The organism is Arachidicoccus rhizosphaerae (genome assembly GCF_900107765.1).
Taxonomy (GTDB): domain Bacteria; phylum Bacteroidota; class Bacteroidia; order Chitinophagales; family Chitinophagaceae; genus Arachidicoccus; species Arachidicoccus rhizosphaerae.
In genome coordinates this window covers 1-24716 of sequence record NZ_FNQY01000014.1, presented here as the reverse complement: position 1 = coordinate 24716, position 24716 = coordinate 1, and the positions used below count along the sequence as shown (strand labels likewise).

22 protein-coding genes are annotated in these 24716 nt (G+C 45.1%); 4 read left to right on the top strand and 18 right to left on the bottom strand.

Features of this window, described 5'->3' with window-relative positions; all coding sequences use genetic code 11:
* The first annotated feature begins 75 nt into the window (after positions 1-75).
* Positions 76-1989 carry a hypothetical protein gene (locus BLU80_RS12470; RefSeq protein ID WP_091398852.1) on the top strand — a complete coding sequence of 638 codons (1914 nt, stop codon included), beginning with the start codon at positions 76-78 and terminating at the stop codon, positions 1987-1989.
* Positions 1990-2099: 110 nt separating this feature from the next.
* Here BLU80_RS12470 and BLU80_RS12465 read toward each other — a convergent pair whose 3' ends face one another.
* From BLU80_RS12465 to BLU80_RS12445, 5 genes are all read right to left on the bottom strand, one after another.
* Positions 2100-2726: a DUF6088 family protein gene (locus tag BLU80_RS12465; protein WP_091398849.1), complete on the bottom strand. Its 627-nt coding sequence runs from the start codon at positions 2724-2726 to the stop codon at positions 2100-2102.
* A 155-nt stretch (positions 2727-2881) separates the two neighbouring features.
* Entirely contained in the window at positions 2882-3163 is a 282-nt protein-coding gene (locus BLU80_RS12460; protein ID WP_244518898.1) for a transposase, read from the bottom strand.
* The gene (locus tag BLU80_RS20135; protein ID WP_091398844.1) at positions 3115-3345 is read right to left on the bottom strand and encodes a transposase; all 231 of its coding nucleotides are present in this window, start codon (positions 3343-3345) and stop codon (positions 3115-3117) included. The genes BLU80_RS12460 and BLU80_RS20135 overlap by 49 nt, the downstream gene beginning before the upstream one ends.
* Positions 3346-3353: 8 nt before the next feature.
* On the bottom strand, positions 3354-4064 hold the full coding sequence (locus BLU80_RS12450; protein WP_091398842.1) for a transposase: 711 nt from the start codon (positions 4062-4064) through the stop codon (positions 3354-3356).
* A 233-nt stretch (positions 4065-4297) separates the two neighbouring features.
* Positions 4298-4546: a type II toxin-antitoxin system ParD family antitoxin gene (locus BLU80_RS12445; protein WP_091398839.1), complete on the bottom strand. Its 249-nt coding sequence runs from the start codon at positions 4544-4546 to the stop codon at positions 4298-4300.
* 265 nt (positions 4547-4811) lie between these two features.
* On the opposite strand from BLU80_RS12445, the gene BLU80_RS12440 reads away from it, so the two are divergent.
* Positions 4812-6629 carry a hypothetical protein gene (locus tag BLU80_RS12440; protein ID WP_091398837.1) on the top strand — a complete coding sequence of 606 codons (1818 nt, stop codon included), beginning with the start codon at positions 4812-4814 and terminating at the stop codon, positions 6627-6629.
* A gap of 488 nt (positions 6630-7117) precedes the next feature.
* Positions 7118-8236, top strand: coding sequence for an AAA family ATPase (locus tag BLU80_RS12430; RefSeq protein ID WP_091398825.1), 1119 nt, complete (start codon positions 7118-7120; stop codon positions 8234-8236).
* A 270-nt stretch (positions 8237-8506) separates the two neighbouring features.
* On the opposite strand, the gene BLU80_RS12425 is transcribed toward BLU80_RS12430, so the two are convergent.
* From BLU80_RS12425 to BLU80_RS12365, 13 genes are all read right to left on the bottom strand, one after another.
* Positions 8507-9529, bottom strand: a complete 1023-nt coding sequence (locus BLU80_RS12425) for a DUF4138 domain-containing protein (RefSeq protein WP_091398824.1) — start codon at positions 9527-9529, stop codon at positions 8507-8509.
* A 118-nt stretch (positions 9530-9647) separates the two neighbouring features.
* A complete protein-coding gene (traM, locus tag BLU80_RS12420; protein ID WP_091398823.1) occupies positions 9648-11597 on the bottom strand; it encodes a conjugative transposon protein TraM in 1950 nt (649 codons plus the stop codon).
* A gap of 79 nt (positions 11598-11676) precedes the next feature.
* On the bottom strand, positions 11677-12348 hold the full coding sequence (gene traK / locus BLU80_RS12415; RefSeq protein ID WP_091398820.1) for a conjugative transposon protein TraK: 672 nt from the start codon (positions 12346-12348) through the stop codon (positions 11677-11679).
* 61 nt (positions 12349-12409) lie between these two features.
* A complete protein-coding gene (locus BLU80_RS12410; RefSeq protein WP_091398817.1) occupies positions 12410-13684 on the bottom strand; it encodes a TraJ family protein in 1275 nt (424 codons plus the stop codon).
* Positions 13685-13778: 94 nt separating this feature from the next.
* Entirely contained in the window at positions 13779-14522 is a 744-nt protein-coding gene (locus BLU80_RS12405; protein WP_244518894.1) for a TerB family tellurite resistance protein, read from the bottom strand.
* 56 nt (positions 14523-14578) lie between these two features.
* Positions 14579-15283: a hypothetical protein gene (locus BLU80_RS12400; protein ID WP_139188148.1), complete on the bottom strand. Its 705-nt coding sequence runs from the start codon at positions 15281-15283 to the stop codon at positions 14579-14581.
* 41 nt (positions 15284-15324) lie between these two features.
* The gene (locus BLU80_RS12395) at positions 15325-16170 is read right to left on the bottom strand and encodes a conjugal transfer protein TraI (protein ID WP_139188147.1); all 846 of its coding nucleotides are present in this window, start codon (positions 16168-16170) and stop codon (positions 15325-15327) included.
* A gap of 131 nt (positions 16171-16301) precedes the next feature.
* Positions 16302-18968, bottom strand: coding sequence for a TraG family conjugative transposon ATPase (locus BLU80_RS12390; RefSeq protein ID WP_091398805.1), 2667 nt, complete (start codon positions 18966-18968; stop codon positions 16302-16304).
* Between the two features lie 167 nt (positions 18969-19135).
* Positions 19136-19492: a DUF4133 domain-containing protein gene (locus BLU80_RS12385; RefSeq protein WP_091398803.1), complete on the bottom strand. Its 357-nt coding sequence runs from the start codon at positions 19490-19492 to the stop codon at positions 19136-19138.
* A gap of 202 nt (positions 19493-19694) precedes the next feature.
* Positions 19695-20081: a hypothetical protein gene (locus BLU80_RS12380; protein ID WP_091398801.1), complete on the bottom strand. Its 387-nt coding sequence runs from the start codon at positions 20079-20081 to the stop codon at positions 19695-19697.
* A gap of 123 nt (positions 20082-20204) precedes the next feature.
* Positions 20205-20741 (bottom strand): DUF4134 domain-containing protein, encoded by a 537-nt coding sequence (locus BLU80_RS20005; protein ID WP_262482928.1) that lies wholly within the window; start codon positions 20739-20741, stop codon positions 20205-20207.
* A 55-nt stretch (positions 20742-20796) separates the two neighbouring features.
* Complete coding sequence (locus BLU80_RS12370; protein WP_091398799.1) at positions 20797-20991, bottom strand: hypothetical protein; 195 nt, start codon at positions 20989-20991, stop codon at positions 20797-20799.
* Positions 20992-21736: 745 nt separating this feature from the next.
* Complete coding sequence (locus BLU80_RS12365; RefSeq protein ID WP_091398797.1) at positions 21737-22732, bottom strand: helix-turn-helix domain-containing protein; 996 nt, start codon at positions 22730-22732, stop codon at positions 21737-21739.
* A 659-nt stretch (positions 22733-23391) separates the two neighbouring features.
* Between BLU80_RS12365 and BLU80_RS12360 the strand changes: the two genes are divergently transcribed.
* Positions 23392-24369 carry an RteC domain-containing protein gene (locus tag BLU80_RS12360; protein ID WP_091398795.1) on the top strand — a complete coding sequence of 326 codons (978 nt, stop codon included), beginning with the start codon at positions 23392-23394 and terminating at the stop codon, positions 24367-24369.
* Positions 24370-24716: the final 347 nt, after the last annotated feature.

The window sequence follows — 24716 nt, the reverse complement described above, 5'->3', positions numbered from 1 at the left end:
ACCGAAAAGCCGATAAAAAAAACAAAAACATAAGTACTGTCAAAAACGCCAGTTCCTGGCGATTAAATACGTGTAATGAATAAGGACCAGTTATACAATCTAATTGAGCAAAGCGCCTTTGCTGAGGATATTTCTTATTATCCCTATGTGGAGCAGATACTGGAATTTACCCTTGAAAACGCAGCGGTACCTGGTCTGCCAAAAGCATTTAAGCCCTTTATTAAATATGCCAGTCAAGACTTTGACGCTATTTCTAATAAAAAAATAAGACAGATATGTGCCGGATTTTTCAGTGAACCGGACATACTGCATTTTTTCTATCAAAGTCTGAACGCTACCACCCAAAAAATCATCACCCGGATGTGCTTTAACGGCTGGGTCCCTTATCAGGAGGCTCAGGCCATCAACGGTGGACGGCATCTCATCGCCAACACCCGAGACCCTTTCGGAAACAATCTGGATCTGAAAAAAGAAGTAAAATACCTGCAGCTTTATCTAAAGCTTGGTTATCAGCTCGGGCAGGCCATGTATGGGAACGACAGCATAGACGGCCTCATTGAAGGGCTGAAAATGGGCTTTATATTACCAGAACTACTAAAAGCCGCCTTTATTGAAATATTACCTAAACCCAGCCAGTATGAACTGCTTGAGTTTACCCTGCCCGCAGAATGGCCGGTTCAAAGCTTTGAAAAGACGATCTTTAAAGAGCTGCCCCATATGTTGTTGTTATTACAACAAAACCTCATCAAAAGAACCAAACAGGGAGAGTATAATATAGCCAGTTGTAAGGCAGCGCAGAAAAAATCCGGCATTCAGCCATTTTATAATGACAGCGGGTACACCAGAACACTTTTTTTAGCCAGTTTTATAGCAGAAGAAAAAAGGTTGCGTCAATCAAACAGTACCCTGGATATGATTCAACGAATTTTTAGCGATGCGTATTTTTACTCAATGGCAGATGCGATGCTTTTTTATTATGGAGGTACCCGGTTAATCCACAGTTATCATATCAATGGGCATATACTGGATAATCTGTTCAAATTTATAACAAGGCTGCCTGAAGACCACTGGGTCAGTACAGACAATCTGTTATTTTACGCTAACGCACGTACTTTTAATTTTGATCTGATTCAGCCGGGTGCAATTAGAGATCTCAAAGAACCCACTATGGAGATGGACGGCGGAGCCTTTGCCAGCGGCTCGCTTTACCAGCAAATAACCATAATCCGACAACAAGCCATTATCAGCACCGTTCTTGCAGCCGCCAGTTTCGGGCTCATAGAATTAGCCTATGACCCTCAGGATCCGCTGACAAAGCCCAAAGATAAAGTCTTGCATAACGGCAGGTTTTCCGCCTGCCGGATGACAAGCCTCGGCGCTTATATCCTCAAAGGAAAAGATGGTTATCAGGCGCCGGAGGAGGTAACACCGACCCGTTATGAGCTCTCAACAACTGCCCTTGAAATAAAGGTATCAGGAAGCACCGAGATCGCCATCACACACTTAGGCAATTGGTTCAGACGCGCTGCAGACAATCACCTGATCTGGGACAAGGAACGCATCATTACACGGTGCACCTACCTGTCAGATTTAAAAGAAGAAATCAGACGTTTTAATCAGGTGCTGGGGATGCCATTACCTGACTTCTGGAAAATCACCCTGATGAAATGGCTGAGCGCCACCGGCGCACTAAAAACGGTCCGGGAAACCCTGACCCTGAGGGTCTCGCCTTATGACCAGCAGCTCCTTAAATTGCTAACCCAGGACAGCGTCTTAAAAGATCATTGCCTGAAAGCAGAAAAACATACGATTATTATCTTTGCTGAGGACATTGCAGTATTTATCAAAAGGCTCGCAAAGCTGGGTTATTTAATAGAGGAGACGGACTTTGTAGGCCCTGAGCTCACCAGCTTTAATCCAGATACGGTCCCGGATAGTACGGATATACATGAATTCAATCTCCTGACAGGCCAAAAGAAAGGCAAATAATCATAGGTGCAAATCCAGTTAGCACTCCTTATACTATTGCAAAAGCAGTCCAGATGTTTTGAAGCCGGAGATATTTTTGGTTCTTCGTCTAATTTATACGCTGCTCATCACTAAGCGTTAACCATTCTGTCATTATTTCCTTTTAAAAGATGATAAATAAAATCATGAACACGGGCTGGCGCCAAAGCTAAGTCGTTTTTTAAAAGTGCAGGATTTTCCTTGTTCAAAAAATCCTTCATTTTTTGCTGAACCTTTTCAGGCAAATCTATTGTTCCCAATTCTTCTAATGCTTGTATTACAAGACTGCTTAATGGTCCTTTAAGCGCCATTTTCTTTGCGGTAGTGGGTTTAAAGATTATCTCCGTCTTACCCATTCGTATCTCACGGCGCTGCCCGTTGGTTAAATAAACCATTCGGGTGGGTACCTGTGTGGAAATTCCAAGCTTATGAAGCGCATACATTCCTGAAGGGCGAATTCGGATATGTTCTTTGCGAGCAATGCTTTCTGCGACCTCTTGAGGCGACGGTAAAAGATCTCCGAATAAGGGATCCTGCTTCGGTTTATAGTATATACCATGTGTCAAACGATATATCTTCCCTTTTCCCGCTAATCTGGACAATGCCATATTAATAGCCGTGGCTGTGCCCGTACCTCTGAAATCTTCTTGTACCAGGATACTGCCAGGTCTTTGTTTGGCGATTTTTTGATCAATAATATCTGTTACACTGTTTTCCATACTTCGAAGGTACGAAAATTGTTATTATATTTTGAATTATAATAACATAATTGTTGTTTAAAATTGTAAAATAATAACAATATTATAATTAAACTATATTTGTAAACATTTGTATTACATTTTTAATAATAAATTTAACGGGTACTTCGTCTAAATTAGTGGATTTCAAAATTGAAGTTATTTCCTAAAAAGTAGATCATAGATTTAAAGTTGTCTATTTTTCCAAAACCCTTTGCCCTTGATTTTGCCGTTTGTATTTTGCTGTTTATACCTTCGGCTACAGCATTTGTAATGCCTAATTTAATCGAATTCAGTATTCCTTTAAAGTTTTTTCTAATGGTATTTACAAAGCTCAATATTGGCCTAATTCCACTCTGGTCTGCATTCATTAACCAGGCATTAAAACTTGCTCCGATGTGCTTGAATGTACCTTCCAAAGCTGGTCAAATGCTATTTTCATTTGATAGGCATTAGCCGTCTTTAATGTACTTTCTCTTAGGAAGTCATTTAGCTTTATTTCTTGATGTGAATTGAGCCTTCTTGGATCCATCAACCATATGTATTTCGTCCTTTTGAACTCGTCGCTGTGCTTTACTTCTGCCTTGCGTACCTTGTCCACTGCCTCATTTAGCCCTTTTTTATATGGAACCTATCATATACTTCATCGGCCTCTTTAAAGTATTCTGCCCGTCCCGCTTTATAGCTAACAGACATATCCATGCTAAACAACTCAATAACTTCCGGGTCGCCCCCATGCTTAGGTAGCCAGGCCCGAAATTCACTAAACACCTCCTTTTTACGCCCTTCGGTAACGTTGATTACGTTACCAGTATCCAGGTCAGAAAATATGGTAACATATATATGACCTCGTTTCTGAGGTTTCTCATCCACCGCTACTCGCCTTAACATGCTTAGGTCCAAATCATTATGTACTGCATTGAACACATAGTACTTAAAAACACGCCATAAATTAGAGTCTGGTTCGCCAATGTGCTTACTGAGGGCCGACATGCTCATCTCAGAACTAAGCTTCATGATTTCATGCTCTACCATAAAGCTGTAATGGCTTCCCATTCGACCCCAGGGGGTCTCTTTTAGGGTTAGGACGCCATGCTTTTCACACCGAACTCTCGGGACATTCATAGTTAGGTAACATCGGTAGTCGAAGAAGTCCAGATATCGCCATCTATGCGTTACGCTGTCATGCACACTACACGCTAGACCGCATTCAGGGCAGCTAAATTCGTTCCCCCTGGCAAATCCTATAGATACCTCCACCAACTTATTCTTGTGGTAAATTTGAACATCATTTATTACCCATGGTAATTGAACAGACATTACTTCACGAAAGGCGGCTTTTATATTATGGATTTGTATAGCGCAAATTTATAATTTATATAGCAAATCCACTGGTTTAGACGAAGAACCATATTTTTCTTTTATCAATTAAGGCTCTATAGTTTCTTAGCCTTTGCAATGACAGCTATTTTCTGCCCATCTATTTTGTTCTTTAAATCCACTTTTTCGTGAAACCGGTTAGGTCATCAATTACAGCCTGTCATAGTATTTCCTTAGCTATTTCTTCCTTTTTCAGATTTCAGTTTGGCTAAGTGTTCATCAAAGTCAAAGTTTTCAACTCTTGGGCTGTTTAAGCCTTGTCGAATAGCATTATTCAAAGTGGCGACCTTATTCTGCTCATTTTCTAAAAGTCGGAGGGCTGCACGAATAACTTCGCTAACGTTCTTATATCGCCCCGATGAAACTTGGCGGCTAACGAACTGGTCAAAATAATTTCCAAGTGTTATCGTTGTGTTTTTCATATTTTAAAATTGCTTCAAAGTTACCAACTTTGTGTAAATAACAAATATGACTGAATGTAGGATTGAATTAAATAAAAGTTTGACTACCCAGAAAAATACTTAAAAAAGGAAAACCTTAATTCATAAGACCAGATAAATTCTACCCTTCGGGGCTGTAAAACTGGTCAGTATATAAATAAAACAGAGCAATACCTTAAATTTGCCCGGTAACCTCAGGCAAAAATCGTCATTCAGAGAAAAAACAGTATAAAAAATCAATTCATTAATGGATCAACAGGAATTCAAAGAAATTATTGCCAGAAATATAAAGCATGCGAGTGGTTATAAAGGCTGGCATCAGGAGGTTGTGCAATTTATCAGCCAAAACCTGCTACAACCCATTAAAAATGATAATTTTAAACAATTACAAAGTCTCATAAAAGCAAAGCCCGTTGCCAATATATCAGAAATAACGGAGCGGCTGGCACTTTTATTTGGTGACCCGGAACTACTGGAATATTATTTTAAATCCCTTAAACGGGAAGGGCAGGATTTTATAACCAGGCTTACCTGGGAAGGTAGTCTGCCTTACAGTGACGCCTATGAGCTATTCGGGGAGGATCTGGTGATTATTTCAAATAAAGGCAGAAATGGCGTTGAACCCGTGCAGGCCCATAAGCGCTGGTATCCTTATTTATTCAACGGTGATTATGTATTTGGTTATTTGCAGCAGACAGTGGCACAGAAAATGGAAAGCGGAAAATTCTATTATGAGTTACCCCCTTTTATGCGCATGGCTTATGCCCGGATACTGCCTAAGCCAAAAGGCTACTTTCTGGAAGGCATTCAAATACCCAAAAAATGGCAGGTGCTGTTGACAGAAACCACCGTTTTTGAACAGTTGCCCGCCGTACTGACCTATATACAACAGGACAAGATCAAAAGAACAACCAAAGGCTTTTTAAATCCTCCTGCCGTAAAGGCTATGCAAAAGAAGCTCCGTCTGCAGGCCTTCCCCAATGATCCGGGACATATCATGAGTCTCGTGATCAACGGCCTGATGCCGCCATTTTATAAGTTTCCGGCGGATAAATCCATTACGGGGGTCCTTCAGTATGTCTTTCATCAGCAGGATTTAAAGCCTGCTATGCTGGACGCTGCGCTTTTCCCCCTTAATGGCATCAGAAAAGTCGACTATTATCAGTTGCAACCGGACAGCCTTAAAACGGTTTTCGGTCTTTTAAAAATACTACCCGTTGGCGGATGGATTACCTTAGACAATATCCAGCAATACGTCGCTACTCACTTTTTTAACCTGATTCCAGTCAAGTCCTACTTTGACGTACAAATAAGCACCAGTTCCATCTATTATCAGTCCTTTAATGAAGGCGGCACTGCTGCCAAAGATCAGGCTACCCGCCAAATACTGGTCACGGGAGCCTTGCTGATGGCAGCTGCCTACGGCTTACTGGATCTGGCCTACGACCCGCAGGACCCGACCATCTGGTTCAATGACACCGTAAATTACCAGGATTGCCGTTTCTCAGCCTGCCGGCTGACCCCACTGGGAGCCCATATCATGCAGGAAAGCAAAGATTATATCGCTCCTGCCACGAGTTCAGCTCCCAGTTTCACCCTGGACCCGGAAAGTTTGCAGATCAGCTATACCGGCAACCCCCTTCAAGCCACCGGCCTCCTGGAAAACTGGACGAGTCCGTCAGGGGATGGAACGCTCCTGTTTGATCTTGTCAAAGTACTTAAGAACAATAGCCATGAAATGTCTTTTAAGAACAGCATCGAAAAATTCAAAAAATCGGTTGCCAAACCGCTGCCCGCTTATTGGAAAGAGCAGTTTGAGCAGGTGCTAGAACGCTCCGGCTATTTATCTGAAGTATCTGATGTCATGGTTTTTAAAATATCTCCCAAGGCCAGCGAGCTGCATCAGCTGATTGCCAGAGATGAAATCCTGCGTAAACTGATCATTAAAGCAGAGCAGTTTACTATCATAGTGGAAAGATCCCACAAACAGGCCTTTTATAACCGGCTGGCAACCCTGGGCTACCTGCCCGGTCTCGGTTACCCGCAGCCGTTTAATGAGCTGTAAAGGGGATCACAGAACCAGATAACTCTAAGACAAGCGGGCTATTATCCTATCCAGCCTGGTTGGTAATAGGACAGCCCTCATTTTCAGTATTTCTTTTTCCCGTAACACGTGGCAGCCATTCCTATAAAGAAAGGCTGCCACGGATACTATTACACCTGTCGCAACAGGGAAAAACATTGGAATGGCCTTGCATTCAGTTCGGTTGAATGCCATTATTTCCATTTGGATTCATTTGATGCAGATTTAAGGCTCGCTCAGCTGACTTCATAAAATATATTTTCAGCAAAAAAAAATCAAATCGATTAAAGGAAGTCAACGCAATATTGCATTGACTTTTTGTAATTTAACAATTGAGAATTTTGTAATATAAACGAACTTTCGCCAATCCGAAAGTTGGCAATAATACCGAATCACATTGCTTAAAAAATGCAGTATTTTTTTACGGCAATCATTTTTTTACTACTTTGTCCTACAAAATAGCAGGAGAAATGCTTAGAAAATTTAAAGTTTCAAATTTCAAAAGTTTTGAAAAAGGCTTTGAACTTGACCTGACCAACGTAAACGGGTATGAATTTAATAAAGATTCTATTAAAAGTGGGGTTGTCAATAATGCTATAATCTATGGACATAATGGTGTCGGTAAATCTAATTTGGCACTTGCTATTTTTGACATCATCGAGCATTTGACTGACAAACAAAGAAATGAAGCGGTTTATAAAAACTATCTTAATGCTTATTGTGACCCTAACTTAGCATATTTTTATTATGAATTTTCAATTAACTCAAAAATTGTAGTATATGAATATAAAAAATCCGACTACAAGACTATTGTTTACGAACGGTTTCAAATAGATGACGAGGAACTTGTTCTATTTGACAGAACAAAAACTTCTAATGCAACAATATCTTTTAAAGGTGCCGAGACGCTAAAAACAGATATTGAAAACAATCAATTGTCTATTTTGAAGTATATAAAGAATAATACGGAATTAGTACACAATGATGTCAATACAACGTTTCAAGCTTTTTTTACATTCATAGAGCAAATGCTCTATTTCCGCTCTTTACTTAATAGCACTACGCACCTTGGCTTTGATATTGATGGAAAAAATATTTTGGAAGACATTGCAAAAAAGAAGAATACAAAGAATTTTGAAACCTTTCTTAATCAAGCAGGAATAGAATGTAAATTGTCCGAGGTTGAAGAACTTGGAAGAAAGACTATTGCATTTAATCTGAATGGTGAAGATTTACCTTTTTATGAAGTTGCTTCAACAGGTACAATAGCGCTATCTCTTTTCTATTTTTGGTATCAAGACTTTAAGGAAAATTCTAAAGTTTCATTTTTGTTTATTGACGAATTTGACGCTTTTTATCATCATTCTTTATCATCTTTGATCGTTGAAAAACTAAAAGAAACAGGTGTTCAATTTGTTCTTACAACTCATAATACTGCCATTATGACAAATGATTTACTGCGTCCTGATTGTTATTTTGAAATGACGAAAAACCGCATCAGTTCTTTGTCAAAAAGCACACAAAAAGAGTTAAGAGAAGCACATGATTTAGAAAAAATGTATAAAGCAGGATCATTCGATATCGAGTAATATTCTATTCATTTTTGAAGGGGTGGATTCAAGTCATAAATGCAACTTTCTCTGAAAGTCTCAATACAAGCGGTATGCGCGGGGCGCATACTTTTTTCAGCTGTGGGCTACAGCCCACAGGGTTTTATTATTTGGTGAGCACAAGTCTTAAGCGGCATAACTGTCTCTCAAAAAAATTGCATTTATGACCTGAACCCAGGATTGCTATAATTGTCAAAACCAAAGTATACTGCAGAAGTTATAGGCCACTGCTTTTAAAATAAACGTCCATTACAGTAACTTGATCTGCTTCATTTTATGTTGTCTGATATAAAAACAAAGCGTTCTGTCGCCCTGCTTTTCCGTAAGGATGACCGCCACCTGTTTATTATCAGCTATACTAAACCTGGGCAAAGCCACCAGGATTACTTTACCAGTGTCCGTCTCGGCACTACCTTCCGACCGCATGGCCAGCGGTCGGAGTTCACGGTCTGCCACAGCGGTTCTTCTGGTCGTTTTTTTATCCCGGACAAAAAAACGGAGAGATTCTACCAGGTAAGGCATACACGCTTCACTTTGTAGTCTTAATTTAAAAAACAGCAGATTCTTTAAATAATAAATACCCGTTACGCTTAGCCTAAGCCCGTATTTTCTCTCGTGAACGCCTGCCCCGTGCAAATAATCCGGGCCTTGCAACACTTTTTGCATGGCGCTGTCCATAGCAGCGCTATTTAGCCTGCCTCCGGCAAACTGCACTTTATCTACATCCAGAGGCCGTTTAGTCTCTACAGCAAGGTCAGATTTTAGTGTCAGGACCAGATAAGAAGGGTTAGCCTTATAGAACACTTTAAAAGAAAAAATCTCCCCGTCTGCGGTAATAACCGTCAGACTGGAAGGCAGGAATCCCGGTTTACCAGCTTTGACTTTTAAGACATTTTCTGACCCTGCCACCCTTTCTGCCAGCACATAAGCCGCGCCCCTGTCGGCGCTCTGGATGGTCGTAGGGAAAACCAGCATACAGGTCTTATTACAGCCCACTTCCAAATCATAGGACTGCAGGGGTAGAAACCGGGTGCTTACATTTAAGGAAGCGGGAGCCTTACCCCTCAAATCGACTCCATTATCTACCAATAAGGCAGGCGCATTAATCTTTTGAGCGCGGGCTGTACTATATGAGAAAAGCGCCATGCTTATCCCTAAAAAAAGTGTGGCGATCGCAAATCCTTTTTTTTGCGTCCATAAAGCAGCGCTTTCAAAGCCCGGATGAAACGCACGCAAGGAAAAACGCCAAAAGTCCATTAAGATTCTTTTCATAGAAATAGATTGATTTAAAAGTGAATCAGTAGAGAATTAATTTTGATTTAGAATGAATTACATTCAAAAAGGGATCAACACATCAACAGGTTGCAAAAACGGCTATTATATACCGCTATTATTTACTGCTATTCGCGTCTACCAGTAACACCGGATATCCTGCTTTAACCGTTACCCGTACCAGTTTTACCTTTTTGCTCAGCAGCCCCTTAGCAGCCTCGATGCCTGCCGAGGCCGCCTGCGTGGCCAGGTTAGGATCCATGCTCATCAGCTGCATACTGCTAAGGGCTCTGTCCGCTCCCTGCTTTGCCGCGTCCCGGTTGATAGATCCCGGTATCCGGATACCTTCCATCCCGTCCATATCAAAGACCCTTAGATTCACAGGCAGCAGCTGACTACCTGTTCTGACATGGCTGATCATAACCTTCAGCCTTTCTGCCGCCACCGTAGCGGTTCCGTAAATAAAACTACCCTTGGGAAGTAGCGTCCCGCCAAAACGAGTAGCCGTTTCCAGCTGCAGTTTCACTGCGGCCCCACTGACCAGCGTCTGGCTTTCTGTGACTAGGGCGGGTATACCGCTGAGAGCTATGGTCCCCTTCCCTGCTCTTCCTCCGTCTGAACTGTCCATTAATATCTCCCCGCCATCAATATCATAAAAACCGCCACTGATATCATGGGTATCCTCGCTGTAGGACGGTGCAGCAGGACCTGTTACAGATTCAACACCTGTCCCCGTACTCGCAGCCGCAGCTGGCTGCGCATACGCCAACTGCCCACCCTCCTGACCTGGATCCTTTAGTGCACTGGGCGCAAGCAGCGGCACGCCCAGTTCATTTCCAGGCCGGATCACGTGATTGACATATTCTCTGTGGCGCGTAAGCCCTGTACTGCCAATATCTGCCCCTTGCTCATCTGGTAAAACCGAAGCGCCGGCTCCCTGCATCCCCTTTTGAATAGCCAGTACCTTGTCCAGCATCTGGTTAATCTCCCTGGTCTCCGGATCGCCTGCGGCTTGCCCTTTCTCATTATTTGCAGTCCCGGCCACCAGCTCTTTTAACCCCTGGAGTTCTTCCAGACTACGGGTATGTAACTCAGGATCGTCCTTACTAAAAGAGCCGCCGGTTACACCCGTAAACTTCGCTCCACGGCTAAGCGTATTGCCAGTGAAGCTGCCGCTGCTGTTATACCCATAGTCGGCAGTTCCGGGCTGATGAATAAGTGCCTGTAGCTTTGCAATCTTCTCCTCCACCTGCCTTGTATGGGGATCTTCGTAGTCCCTTTCTACAACGCTGCGGCCTAAATCAGCCTCCTGGGTCCCATCGCCGCTAAAGCTTCCTGCAAGAAAGCCACCGGCAGCCCGGGATCCCCCATCAAGTGGATTATTAAGCTGCTCATTACCCTGCCCACTGCTCTCCCCACTACCTTGCTCCTTACGCTGCTGCGCTGCTTCTTTATATAAAGTCATTTTATCCCCTGTCTTCTGACTCAGGCTGGCTCTTGGAACCGTCATATTGAGCCCTTCTTCCATCGTAACGGGCCCAACCGCTGGCTCCTTGTTTTCCACCAGCGCCCAGAAAGCCAGCGAGACCAGCGGCAATACAAAGACGGGCAGTATCAGTAACCCTTTACGGCGTCTACTAATAGCAGGACTAATGGCAGGATTCACTGTTCTACCCGCTGCAAAACCCTGCTCTCCTTGCAAGTCATCCGCAGAAGCATCCTTTTTTCCTTTGCCTGTCATCACCATATCAGCATCAGACGTAGTTTCAGGCGCTACTTCAGGCGCAGTTTCGAGGGCCTTTTTACCATCATCATCACCGCTAATACTATCACTATCAATTACCCCTTCCGCTTCCAAAGGGAAATCCCAGACAGCGTCCGGAACATGCTCCGCCATCTGCTGAGCTATACTTTTCTTAGAAGTCATTTTCAAAGAAAATGTAGGGCTTTTCTTTTCAGACGGTTCTTTATGATTTCCCAGGCGGTTAGGGCTATCAAGGCTGCTACTGTGTTCTCCGCTTTCCTTACTTTTTTTATTTTCAATTGGCTCCCCTGTCTTTTTTTCCATATGCTTTTTTTTGTTTTATAGATAAGTAAATCTTTTTTATAATATATACCGAAAGACTGCTATTACTACACTGCTATTGCTACTCGGCGCTTGCTGTCGACACACCCTGTTCCGCAGTCATGATATCCCGGCTACTCCTGGCAGATGTTTTCAGATCCCGGTTTTCCAGAACCCGCCAGCGTTCAATTAAAAAACCATGCGGATTATGATCGCTTCTGGCAACGCTGCGCATCTCTCCTTCTGTGATCAGGCTTCTGGTGACGATGACCGTGGGCCTGATGATCTTTTCTGTTCCGTAATAGCGGAAGCGGTAGGGGTAGACATCCATATTAAAGACAATGCTATCCATCTTGAGTTGTTGACTGATATTTGCGGATATAATACCCGCATAGAATCTTTTTTCCTTCAGGTCCTCATATTTAGATCTGGCGGACCCGTCCGCCAGATAAAGCGCCGATGTGAGATGCGCTTCAATCACTTTCTCATCCGGATCCAGACTGAAAAAGTAATAATGAAACATCTTGATATGATCTTTAGCCTCCACCGGGATATTTTCCTTCCGCCCGGCGGAAAAAGCCTCCAGTGCTTTACCGCCGGCAATCAGGTAAATTCTGGATTCAGCCCTTGTGACCATCTGGTAACTTTTAGCGATGGCAAAGCAGCAGGTCGCAAGGCTTGCGAGCGTCACCACGATACTCAGCTTTTTCACATGCTGAAAAGCCTTGTCTATATTCTTTAATTGTTCAAACATGGCATACAAGATTTAAAAGTCATAAAATATACATTCCCCCCTTTGCTTCCCTCGGCCGGCGTTAATAGCCCGTTCCGGGTAAAGATGAAGATGATGGCGGATGACTGGAAGCAGTCGTATTATCAGCCGCAGCGGGAGCAGAAGCAGTAAAGGCACCTGCCTCTCCGCTCCTATAACCATCGTGCGGAGATTCTCCGGTCATAAAGCTGTCCATCGTGGCAGCAGCTGAGGATAGCGTATGAGTAGATAACTGCCCCAGGCGGCCGAGCAGGCTGTCATGTCCCCCAACTTGAACAATATGACTGGCAATACTGGGCACGGCCGTATACCCTACAATGGCAATCAGCATAAAAATAACATAGGCCGTACTGCTTAGAAAGTCCTGATCCACGCGTAGCATATGCTCCAGGATCTTAGTGGTAATGCCGCCGAAGATATTGGCTACCGGCAGCCACATATAAATATTAATGTACCGGGCAAACCAGTGCATCAGGGTATGACGGAACCCGTCAAATACACTGAGACCTAACACCAAGGGGCCCAGAATAGTCAGTATGATCAGATAAAAGGTTCTGATGGTATTAATACAGAGGGCAGCTGCTTCATAGAGCATACTCACAAAGGACACCATGACCGTTTTAAAGGTGTATTTGATGTTAAGAAAGGAAAAGCTGCTTTTAAGCCCCACAGAAACCGTGGAGCTGTCTGAGATATCACCTGTGCCGTCCGGCGCTTCATACATACTCATACTGGCGTCTACCGGGTTGAGCCCTGCGGGCGCAGGGCGGCTGGCCTCCGCCTCTTCATGCTGGATATGAACTAAAATGGCCTGCCTGCTGTCCCCAGCCATGGATCTGGTAGCAATATCTACCGGATGCAGCAGTCCGTTGATCAGAGACACCAGGGGCAGAAATAATAAGATGGCGAGCCCCAGCGCAAAGGGGCGCAGCAGCGGATAGACATCCACCGGCTCCGCTCTAGCCAGGTGGCGCCAGACCCTGACCGCTATATACCAGAGGGCAGCAAAGCCCGCAAGCGCTCTGGCTACGCCTATGAGCTTACTGCTCAAAGGCACGAGTTCATCATAAAGACCGTCCAGCACCCCGTATAAGCCTGCCAGACCGCTAAGGCCGCTGCCTCCGCTAAGCCCGGGGCCGTCGGCACCCCTGGAAAAAGTCGGCACACATAAACAAAGAGCAATCAGCAGGACAAAAACGAGGCTCCGTATAGGCAGAAACGGCCTGATTTTTTTAATGTTTAATTTACCTTTCAGCGCTGCCCGGACATTGCCCGTGGCTGCTTTACTCATTATCCTTTTAAACTTCCTTATTTGCATAGATTCTTGTTTTAAATACACTGTATAATGCGATCAGGCAGGGAATGCCCTACTTTTCAAACTCAACCAGTTACTTACCTAGTTGTTTAACTTTTTACTGATCCAGCCCCTGGAGCCTGAGACCTGCCGCTGCCTCCCTTTGCAGGCCGCTGCGCTGTCCGGCCAGGTCTGCCACCTGATGATTAAAATCCAGCAGAAAACCCAGCATCTGGTGCGTATCCTTATATATGCGGTTGATGGCCGTGATTCTTTCATCATCTGACATCCTGAGTTTACCTGCCGTAAGAATGGTGGTAAGTGCCTCCAGGTTGTCCAGGCTCTTATCTACCAGATTTTTATATACCCGGGTCATGTATTCCAGTTCCGCCGCCTGGAAGCGGCCGGAAGCCTTAAAATATTCAAAGGCCTGTTTATACCGGGAGACCAGCTTTAGTTCATCTCTTATAATATCTGCCACCCTGCCGTATTTGGCAAGGGCCGGATTTACCAGCAAAAGGCCGTCAAGGAAAGCCTCATGCAAACTGAAATTGCCGGAGGCAATGTTTTTAACCGTTGTATAGCCTTCATCCAGTATGTCATAAGAGGTTTTAAGATCTGTCAGTATCTGTTTAAACTGCGCAAGCTTAGTCACGTCCAGCAGTAGCTGCTGGACCTCTACGGACTGCGCCGGGGCGCCAGGACTGCCCGCTAGCAACAAAGCGGCCGTCATAAGCCCTGGAGTTATACTGCGAATAAAGCGGGATAAAAAGCAGAGTAGTCTTCTACCATTGCCGGCTGTATCGCCGCTGTGCTTTTTTACCAGTACGGCTGCCCTAAACTCAGATATGGATACTTTCATAGGAAGATGGATTCAGATGATGGGATAAATAATAAGTGACGCTGTTTTGCAAAGCATTACTCTACGTAGAGGCTCCTTAGGCGGGAAGCTTCCTTTTGCTGATTTTTGCGGTCCGCTATAAGCGCCACCAGGTGCCGGTAATACGTTCGTATTTCGCCGTATTTTTTCTGCACACTCAGATAAAGCTGACTTATCTGACTAAGACGCTCCCCGTCTGTCATCTCAAGCGAATGATCACGAAGCAGCAGGCTAAGCGTTGCCAGATCCTGACTGGACTCATCCTCGACTTTCTGACTCCAGCATTTAAAAGCGGTCTGCTCGCTGCCGGAAAGCCAGCGGTCGATATCTCTATTTGCAAGCAGGCGCTTTCTGAGGGAATTAATATAACCCTCCAGCTGTACCACCTGCAGTGCTTTACTTTCATTTTTGATAGGAGGGCTTACCGTCTTTAGACTGGAGAAATAAAGCGCATGCTGCAAATAATCTCCAAGGGTCCCCTCCGAAACAGCCCCCAGACCGGACCAAGCGATAGCGTAGCCTTTTTCCAGGGCTTTCATATAGGTCTCCAGGGCCGCAATCTGAGCCAGCAGATATTTTTTCTGGGTTTTCTTCTGGCTAAACCATTCACCGAAGGTCTGCGCCTTAAGGGCGGTGGAAAAGAGAAAGGGTAAAGCAAGCAAGGCCGCTTTAATTAACACCGGATATTTCATTTTGTAAACACGTGGCGACTTACCGGCTGACACGCTAACACTACAGCTCATGGCATTCGATTTTTTAAAAAGGCAATCATTTTAAAACAAGGCTAGTTCATCCCGTATAGTTTTTTAGTCAGCAGCTGATCTGCCAGACTCCAGGCCCGCCCCAGACTTAAGCGGTAATTACGGGTGTTAAACCGCCTCAGATCACCGAGGTTCTTTTCAATAAGGGTGGCAGCTTCAGTTATCAGTGCCAGCCGCTGCCCGTCTGACATTTGCGCTGTCAGCTGGCCAGCGGCAATTAGGAGCTGATCTAAGTTTCTCCCGCTCTCCTCAAGGATTCCGCCATAGATGCGGGACATATCCTGGATCTCGGACAATGAAAAATGCGCATCATTTTTAAGCCGGCTCCAGGCTTTTTTATATTCGCTGACCAGCTGCAACTGCCTTTGCATCACTTCTTTAACCTTCCAGTAGGTCGTAAGTACTGTTTTCACCTGCCAGAGCTCCTGGAAATAAGCGCCGTAGAGTGCTTTCTGGCGGCTGGCCCAGGTGGCGATATCCTCCAGATGCAGCTTACTCATCGCGTTTTCAATCAGCTGCTGCACATTTTGCAGGGCGATGGTTTTATTCTGCAGCCGCTGTATTTTAAGATCGATCGCCTTAATGGCCCGGCTGACAAGCCCCGTGACATTCCCTACACCGGGAATATCCTGGGCCAGCAGCCGGGAGCCACCCGCCCCAGCCCCGGGTACTAAAGCCATGCTTACAGCCATCCCCGTATGCAGCAGTAGTATCAGTAGCAGGCGGTGGCAGCATTTGCAGCATCTACAGCTACATCTACCGGGTATATTTCCGGTACGACGGCTGTTTTTGGAGGCAGCGTTTGCGGGGTAAGTGGCAGACACCAGCCTTTTTATTCGTAGAGAGGCTACACTGCTTTGTCGAGTCATGATTAGCATGATTTGGATAATTTGGATGGCCGTTGTTATTCGTTTTAGACGGCTTTTGGATATTTTTTAAAAAAGAGCGGGGTTCATTTGACATTGAGATGGTCATTCACTTTGACTTTGACTTTGACTTACTATTTGTCGCTCTTATCCATAAGGCGGTCTTTTACCAGGGCCGCCAGCCCTTTTTCTATATCGCCTCCGTAGCGCGCCGTATACTGCTCCACCAGGAGTTTATCTGTCTGCTCTGTGCTGTAGGCATAATACTGCTCCGGGGAAGGCTCAAAGCGGTAAACCTTCATCAGCTGTCCTCCCAGCTCTATATATACTTCCCGGTACTTTTTAGTCGGATCATTGGCTTTATTAATAGAGAGCACTAAATCCCGGCCTTTATCTGTCATGCCCATGACGTGCTGGATGGATTCAAACTTATTTTGAAACTTTTTCATGTCCAGCAGGATCTTGCAGTCCGCATTATTGATAATGGCTTCCTTGATGATGGGAGAGCTGATGATGTCATCAATCTCCTGGGTAACGGTTACGGCTTCGCCGTAATACTTACGCACCGTCTTATAGAGGTATTTCATAAACTCGGCCATGCCGCTGCGGGCAATAGCCTTCCAGGCTTCTTCAATGACGATGACCTTACGGATCCCCTTTAGCTTTCTCATCTTGGAGATAAACATCTCCATGATAATCAGGGTAATGACGGGAAATAATATCGGATGGTCTTTGATATTGTCCAGTTCAAACACGATAAAGGGCTGCTGCATCAGATCCAGGTTTTCCCGGGCATTGAGCAGGTAGTCAAACTCGCCACCCTTATAATAAGGCCTTAAGACATATAAGAAATTATGGATATCAAAATCCCGGTCTTTGACCCCGTCCGCCTGCAAGACCTCCACAAAGACCGACTCCAGGTATTCATAAAAGCTGTCAAAGCAGGGAAAAATATCAGCTTCGCCCTCAGGGTTCATTTTATCCAGATAGGCGTAATAGCCGCTAAGCGCACTGGAGATGGCGACGTATTCACTCCTTCTGAAACTTTCATCTCCCTGTTTCCAAAGAGCGACCAGCAAGGTCTTGATGCTTTCTTTTTTCTCCGTATCCAGATAAGGCCCGTGGGAGCTGGCGCCCTCTCCCCCTTTATCATACCCGGGCACATAAAAAGGGTTAAAGGCAATCGGCCGCTCGTGACTATAGGTAAAATAATAGCCTTTTAAAAGTCTGCAGAGCCCCTCATAGCTGTGACCTACGTCCACGACAATGCAGTGTGCTCCACCCCCTACATAACTATGGAGCAGATGATTCATAAACATGCTCTTGCCGCTGCCGGAACCGCCCACCACGATCTTATTTCGGTTGGTAATAACGCCTTTTTTCATGGGCTCATCTGAGATATCCACCTGCACGGGCAGACCGCTCAGCCGGTCGCCGAGCCGGATGCCAAAACTGCTCTTAGAAGACCGGTAGACGGACTCCATATTCAGAAAACAGCTGGCCTGTTCCAGAAAACTGTCAAAGCACTCGTTTTCCGGCAGTGCCAGCGCATTGCCAGCGATACCCGCCCACCAGATAGCGGGCGCCGTGACCTTTTCTTCATAAGGCACGGCGCCGATCTGAGAGATAGCCGTTATGATCCTGCCCCGGTTTATTTTTTGGCTTTTTTGATCCGGGGCCCAGGTGAGCAGGTTAAAATGCGCGCTCACCGGTTTTCTGTTCTCTGCGATGGCTTCATTCAGGTAATCACTGACGGCCCGGCCGGAGATGCTGTTTTCCCTACTATAGGCAGAGAGCGACCGGAGCCTTTTTCTTTTGGCCTCCAGGCGCTTTAAAGCCTGGGGCGTATCCTGGATTTTGATATACTGGCTATACAGATGCGGCACCTGCAACAGAAGGCCTAAGGGAGCAGCAAAACCCACCGAGAACCGGGTCCTGTCCGTGGCGTAGGGCTGGTAGTTGGTTCTGGGGCCGCAGGTGGCCGGCAGATGACCGGCGTCAGAGAGTGTAAAAAGCGCCGGATATAAGCTGCCCACCTGCCAGGTTGGCTTCATGACGATATCACGCAGCTGGGTGGGGAAACCACCTGCCTCGCCCAGTTCTTTTTCCAGTAAGAAAAGGTATTGTTCCAAAATACCGGCGCTATGTTCCCTTCCCGTAATATCATCCGAACGCAGCCGCTGCAGCTCAAGCAGGCCACTGTCCGATAATACGCCTGAAAACTTACTCAGCGTCTCTTCCAATAGCTGATAGTTTTTAGCCGCCTCGTGCTCAGACACCTGGTGGCCGTTTAAAACAGACTTTTTAATAAGATTCGCTGCTGCAGACCTTGCCGGCGCAGCGCTGCCGGCCACGGAACCGCCGGTTGCTGCCGTCGGCGGCAGCGTTATGAAAACCAGGCATTCATGATCCAGATAAGGCCGCTCATTAAAAAAACGCTCCGTACTCTCTTTGATAAAGTCATAAGCAGCGAGGTCGCTGCCTGGGCGCTGTCCCCGGTAGACAGCGTCCCTGAACCAGTCCTGCTTATGCATTACGGCGCCTGCCGGTAAAAGCTGGAGGGCTTTGATCCATGACTGATGCAAGGCAGTATACTCCTTGGAAGATAGCGAGAAGATTTCCGGGAGCTGCAGCCTAAAACAGGCAGTCACATCTCCGTTTTTAGCAAGGATGCAGTCCTTCTCCACTTTCCAGATCGGAAAATAATCATCCAGTAGCTGAGCGCCGTCTTTTTCCGGTTGGGGACTGAGTAGCAATACCGAGACCGCTACTATGAGCGCCGTTATAATAAGAAAGATCATAGGGGTGTATTTTTAATGCAGCAATAGCGCAAAACTTAAAAAAACAAAAGAAAGCCGCAGAAGATAAAAATGAGGACAACCGGGCCTGTGAAGCGCTTGAATCATTAATAAGGCAACAGGTATGCTCTTATTTTGATATGAGCAAGTCTAGTACGCTGGTCACTTCTTTATGCTACTTTTCCGGAAGACAGCTCTCTGAAAATCCCGGTTGTCGGGCCGGTAATCCTAACCGGTCTTATGGAGACCGGGAATTTTCTACGGGCCAGGCGCTTTTTCAGGCCATGTACGCCGTAGCGGACGTTTAGCTTATTTACAGTGATAAATAGCGCAGCGCCGAGACAAAGTGTGAGTCCAAGGTCCAGGTACGCGGAAAGCCCAAGCATGTATAATACCGCAAAGACCAGTAACAACAGGGCCAGACCAATGGCCAGATAATAGATGTACTGCGCTTTTAGTCCCTTGAACTCAATGGAGCGGTTCACGCCTTTATTGATCTTATAGCTGAATGAATATTCCTGCTGCATAGACACGTTCTTATGATGATTTAAAAAAGAGAAATGATTAAAGAGCGGGCGTACCTGTAATCCCTTTAAGTATTGACTAAGGCTCCTTTTAATAGGATAACCGCTTCCATGCCTTATGGCCTATTTAAATGGGGGACTGGTTGACGCCTGATTAGCACTAATTAACACCAAGTCAGCGCCTTTAAAGCACCATTAAACACCTTTATACTTTAAGCGCTGTAACCGGGCTCAGGCTCGCAAAGACTTTCCTCGGCGCCTGCCAGCCCTCTGCCGGAATCAGCGCTTCCAACGGGATGCCGTACCGCAGGGCCAGGCCTACGGGATCCAGCTCCATTAGTGCCGGCAGGTTGACCCAGGCGTAGCTGCTTAAATGGCGCAGGACATTTAGTTTACTTAAGGGATAGCAGCATTTCTTTTTATGATAGAGAAACCTGAAGCCTGACTTACAGGCCTGTATTACCCCAAACGGGATCTGATTACCCGGTCTTTTCACCTGCCAGAGTCTTTCTCTGGCAGCATCTATATAAAACTCCACACCCTGGATATCTACAACCGGTAGTCTGCGGCTGACAGGTAGGAAAGTTTGCATAATAAAAGGATTTTAATAAGAATTTAAAGAAGAAGAGCAGCAGCTGTCCCCGGGGCATTTAGAAGTATGGACTCCGCTCTCCCGGGGAACATCCTGCTGACAATGGCAACAACCCAAAACGGCCTAGACACTGAAAAAGCTTTTCAGGACGGTCGCCACGACAACCAGAAAAATACAGGCTCCGAACCAGCTGGAGGCCACTTTTGTGGTATCCGGTTCCCCTGCGCTCCATTTATTATAGACCTTGATGGCGCCTATCAGGCCTACTACGGCGCCAATGGCATACATAAGATTTACCCCGGTATTGAAATAGCCTTTAATAAGGCTGGTTGCTTCCGTAATGCCGGCGTCGCCATCGGCCTGAGCCAGAGTGCGCTGTACGGATAATGTAAATAGCGCCAAAGGAAGGATAAACCGGTAGGGTCTTCTGGCAGCCTTGCGCTTATTATAAGCGGTAGAATACCTAGCAGTCATAGTAGTCATAGTGATCGCCTTTACATTTTTTCTGGCTAAACCCCTCACTTTTTGCTTAAGCGCCTGCGACAGCGCGGCGCTTAAGCTAGTGGCTTTATATACAGCCAGCTGTACTCTTTTTATCCTTCTTTTATATACACCATTAGGATTCTTTGCGGTTTTAATCACTCTTTTTTTCATCTGCATGTTTTACGTTTTAATGATTGAATAGAAATTAAATGTTCTGATAAGAAGGGACGGCTTAAGGCCGCTTTTTGGCGATGGGGTCAGGCGTTTGTTTTCGGGGCGGCCGACTGGTTGACTTTTTTCCGCCCGCCTGCAGTAAAAACCGGCGGGCTTCTTTTTTATAACAGATCGTCACAATCAACAGATAGTAAATAACGACTGCCACGACCGCTGCTTTGAGATACAGTTCCCAGCTGATACTTGCCAGCATAATTTAGGTTTTTTTTGAATGGTTAGAAAAGCGACTTTATCTGCTCCAATCAGGACTGTATCTGTCAAAGGGCCGGAAGGCATGTTAACGATAGTAGTCCTGCTTTACATTTTGTTGCAACAAATCTCTAAACTCCACCCTTTAAGTTTTGCTACTCTGGTATTAGCTAATAAAAATATTTGGTGATTTTTTTAGGGGGTAACCCCTAAAAAAAGGGAAACTCCTTGCTTTTTTGCCAAGAAGCCTTTAAATTTGTTGTAATTCACAAGCACATAACGTCCTCGGTTTCTACCGGGGACTATTTGTTTAAAGCCCATAGCAGCTGTCAGCCAGACCTATAACTGGCAATAATCTAAAACGAATCCCCTGACTATAAACAGTTTGTAAATGACAACATGATGGAAGTGTGGCAGATCTCTCTGAACGGCCGGTCATAAAAGACAAGAGCCGAAGCACTACAATCTATATTGGATTGTATATTGGGCTATTTTGGTGATTCCCCGATTTATTGGATTGCCGGCGCTGACAGATGTCTCCTGTAAGACAATGGCCGGATTTATCATTTCGGCTTCCGGATGACATATCTGAAGCAGCGCAGCCTGACTGGCGGCAACTTAAGCTTTCAAAGGGCAAATAAATCCTCACGCATAACAGCAATAGATTTCTTCTGAATAAAAATGTCATCTAAAAGACAAAGCAGCTCTTGCCTTTTTGTCTTTTAGATGACATTCAGTTCAGGCCTGCGCTAGCTCAGCCTTCTGATGTTGGAGGGGGACGCTCCCAGTCTTGATTTAATGGCTTTATGCAGGGAACGGTGATCACTGTAGCCTACCTCTTTGGCAATATCATCCAGCTTGTCCTGACTAAACAGCAGCCGGCTTTGCGCCGCTTCGATCCGGCTTTCCATACTATACTTTCCGGGCGGCATCCCTATATATAGATTAAAGTTATTCTTAAACCGGGTACAGCTCATCCTGGCCTGCTGCGCATAAAATGAGATTCCTTTAAACGGCCCTTTTTCCTGCCGGATCAGAAGCGCTACCTGATTGATAGCGGCGGCATCTTCCATCTGACTTTGGGTAAGTCCTCTGCGTTCACTCATGGCTGCCTTATAGAGGAAGAGCTGCTTTACCAGCATCCGGGTAAAATCTTGTGTGATCGTGTCACTGGCATCACCATAGGTCCTGATCTTGCGTAAACATACAAAGAGGGTAATGATCTCCTCAGTGGCTATGGTGCCTTCATCAAATAAATTATAGGGCTGCCTGTTCTCATAGGACGTCAGAAAAGGGCTCACCAGCTCCGGCATCTCCGGCAGCAGATCCTGCACAATACTGATGTCCATATGCACATCAAAACTGGTGTAATGTACGCCTGCCTCAAAACGGGTCCTGTGATCCATACAGGTGGCATAGTTAAAGTTAGTCGTAAATTTATTCTGCATGCTCCATTTACCGGAATGGTCACTGTGTTCCAGTCGTCCGGTCATGATCAGACTGGCTTCAATAAGCTGCTGATCAAGGCCCGCATGGGCCTCGAACTTCTTTTGAATTACATAGTCATTATTCCAGGTACTGACCAGTTTACCGGGTCGCCCCTGGAATAGAAAATCCCCGAACCCGCCGCTGACACTGCGGATGACGCCTTCTTTAATTAACGCGCCCTTATATCCTTTAAAAGGCTTCGTATGCCAATCAAAACTGGAGAATTGGTTGGACCGAATGGAAAACAGCTCAAGCATAAAAATAGATTTTAAGTGTTTGTAACAATAATGTCTTTGTGGATACCTAAGATGTCTTTAAGGACACCTTATTTGAGACGAACCAGGCTAGCTTGCAAATGGCTAAAAACAAAATATTGAAACCTAAATTTATGACATTTAATAAATATATCCATATCTATGGGCTAAAAATTAATGACGCCGGTTATAAATTACCTAACCCAAGGAAAAATAAAGCGGTGCTTCGCAAAGTATTTTACGTCAATAAGTGCCGCGATACGGCGCTGCTGAACTGTTACCAATGCGCCTTAAGTGCCTACACACATATCTTGCAGACAAGAATAATACGGATATCAAGAGCTAGGTCTTTCCCCTGATTTTTAGCCGGATGGCACTTCCGGCATACTACAGCAGCAGGTGAATGAAGCAGGCAGCCTGGTGATGTATAGATCATGCATCTATAATATAAAACGACGTACAGAACCGATATATAGATTTTCTATACAAAATAATACACAATATGGACAGTACATGCATCAGTACTCATCCTAAGGCAACTCTGTTCCTGCGTCAGCTCTTAAAGATAGCTTCCTCATTGATGCAGCGAATATTAGTATTAGCCGGCTGCCTCAGGTGTCCGATCAAAAAAAATATTCTTATTGCTAATAAAATCCAATTACATGTCAGAAAATAAAAAACCAACCTTATCTTCTAAGCCAGGCTTTGGCTTCACCCCGGAATCATCTCTTTCATCACAGAGGCATGTCGCGTCAGGTTACGGTGCTCATAGCCACCGGCCCAGCAACCTGACGGCCAAAGACATCGCACAGAGCGCGCTCAGGCGTATCCAGGAGCAGTTACAGGAAGTCAAAGCCACCAACCCTTTACAGAAATACCTGTCTGCCCATAAAGTCATCTACCGTATCTTCTCTGAAATGAACCACTATGTGGATCAATACGGCTTTACTTCCAGACCGGAAGAAATCGCTTATTTTAAATATCAGAAGCCGGCCATCTGGAGTGAACTGATCTATTATACAGAAAGGTATATACTGGAGACAAGAAAGCCTTTTGGAGCTAAAGAAAAGCTTACGGATTATTATAATAATGCCCTGCAGCTCTATCAGCATCATTTTGAAAGGCATCAGGAATTTTATAATTATATCAGAACAGAAGCGGTACATATGGACGCCTTTTACTTTACCAGAGAAGCGAACCAGGATGTCCTCCCGCCGGAGGACATCCTGGACAGCGGCAAGGAAATACATATCGGGTCGGTACACTGTTACCGCCTGGCTAAGTTCCAGGCGCTGGAAAGATTATCTGATGAGCTGCGCCTGGAAATAGAGCACCTGGACCGGCCGTCTTTGGCGGGCAAGTCCAGCGGTCTGAACTGGACGGATAAAAATGTGCACCTGATTGAACTGGCCTATGCCCTGCAGGCCAAAGGAGCGGTAAACAACGGCAACAGCGACCTTAAAACCATTATACAGGGACTAGAGACGCTTTTTCAGACCAGCGTGGGCAATTATTACGGAGTCTATAATCAAAATATCCGTTTACGAAAAAGAGCAGAGCGTACGGACTATCTACGTCAGCTGATCCTGGCCCTGGAAAAGCGGATGGATGATACGGATGAGGATCCCAGATACCGTTAATCCTTAAATGCCTTTTGATATTTAAATCGTTTCATCCGGATAACGAGGTCAAGTAGGTTTTCTGGTTACGCAAACAAAGAAAAAATGGTCGAACTATGGAAAAATAGACAACCCGACTTTTCTTCTTTTTTTTACACCAGGCAGTAGCCTAACTAAAGATCCCTGTCCTTTATGGAACAGGGATCTTATTGTAATCGATTAAAATTTAAACACGGCTATTGGGCTTTACCTTCCAGGATTTCTGCTGCATCAGTTTGTTTATACTTTGCGATCAGTTTTCCCATATCTGCCTTTAATTTCTTAACAAGTGGCGTATTTTTCCGGGCTTCATAAATATTATGAATCTC

Coding starts and splice junctions, on each gene's coding strand:
- BLU80_RS12440 (WP_091398837.1), top strand. CDS start 4,812: ATGGATCAACAGGAATTCAAAGAAATTATTGCCAGAAATATAAAGCAT.
- BLU80_RS12430 (WP_091398825.1), top strand. CDS start 7,118: ATGCTTAGAAAATTTAAAGTTTCAAATTTCAAAAGTTTTGAAAAAGGC.
- traM (WP_091398823.1), bottom strand. CDS start 11,597: ATGGAAAAAAAGACAGGGGAGCCAATTGAAAATAAAAAAAGTAAGGAA.
- BLU80_RS12395 (WP_139188147.1), bottom strand. CDS start 16,170: ATGACTCGACAAAGCAGTGTAGCCTCTCTACGAATAAAAAGGCTGGTG.
- BLU80_RS12405 (WP_244518894.1), bottom strand. CDS start 14,522: ATGAAAGTATCCATATCTGAGTTTAGGGCAGCCGTACTGGTAAAAAAG.
- BLU80_RS12425 (WP_091398824.1), bottom strand. CDS start 9,529: ATGAAAAGAATCTTAATGGACTTTTGGCGTTTTTCCTTGCGTGCGTTT.
- BLU80_RS12385 (WP_091398803.1), bottom strand. CDS start 19,492: ATGCAGCAGGAATATTCATTCAGCTATAAGATCAATAAAGGCGTGAAC.
- BLU80_RS12370 (WP_091398799.1), bottom strand. CDS start 20,991: ATGCTGGCAAGTATCAGCTGGGAACTGTATCTCAAAGCAGCGGTCGTG.
- BLU80_RS20005 (WP_262482928.1), bottom strand. CDS start 20,741: ATGCAGATGAAAAAAAGAGTGATTAAAACCGCAAAGAATCCTAATGGT.
- BLU80_RS12445 (WP_091398839.1), bottom strand. CDS start 4,546: ATGAAAAACACAACGATAACACTTGGAAATTATTTTGACCAGTTCGTT.
- BLU80_RS12390 (WP_091398805.1), bottom strand. CDS start 18,968: ATGATCTTTCTTATTATAACGGCGCTCATAGTAGCGGTCTCGGTATTG.
- BLU80_RS12450 (WP_091398842.1), bottom strand. CDS start 4,064: ATGTCTGTTCAATTACCATGGGTAATAAATGATGTTCAAATTTACCAC.
- BLU80_RS12360 (WP_091398795.1), top strand. CDS start 23,392: ATGTCAGAAAATAAAAAACCAACCTTATCTTCTAAGCCAGGCTTTGGC.
- traK (WP_091398820.1), bottom strand. CDS start 12,348: ATGTTTGAACAATTAAAGAATATAGACAAGGCTTTTCAGCATGTGAAA.
- BLU80_RS12410 (WP_091398817.1), bottom strand. CDS start 13,684: ATGCAAATAAGGAAGTTTAAAAGGATAATGAGTAAAGCAGCCACGGGC.
- BLU80_RS12470 (WP_091398852.1), top strand. CDS start 76: ATGAATAAGGACCAGTTATACAATCTAATTGAGCAAAGCGCCTTTGCT.
- BLU80_RS12365 (WP_091398797.1), bottom strand. CDS start 22,732: ATGCTTGAGCTGTTTTCCATTCGGTCCAACCAATTCTCCAGTTTTGAT.
- BLU80_RS12400 (WP_139188148.1), bottom strand. CDS start 15,283: ATGAGCTGTAGTGTTAGCGTGTCAGCCGGTAAGTCGCCACGTGTTTAC.
- BLU80_RS12465 (WP_091398849.1), bottom strand. CDS start 2,726: ATGGAAAACAGTGTAACAGATATTATTGATCAAAAAATCGCCAAACAA.
- BLU80_RS12380 (WP_091398801.1), bottom strand. CDS start 20,081: ATGCAAACTTTCCTACCTGTCAGCCGCAGACTACCGGTTGTAGATATC.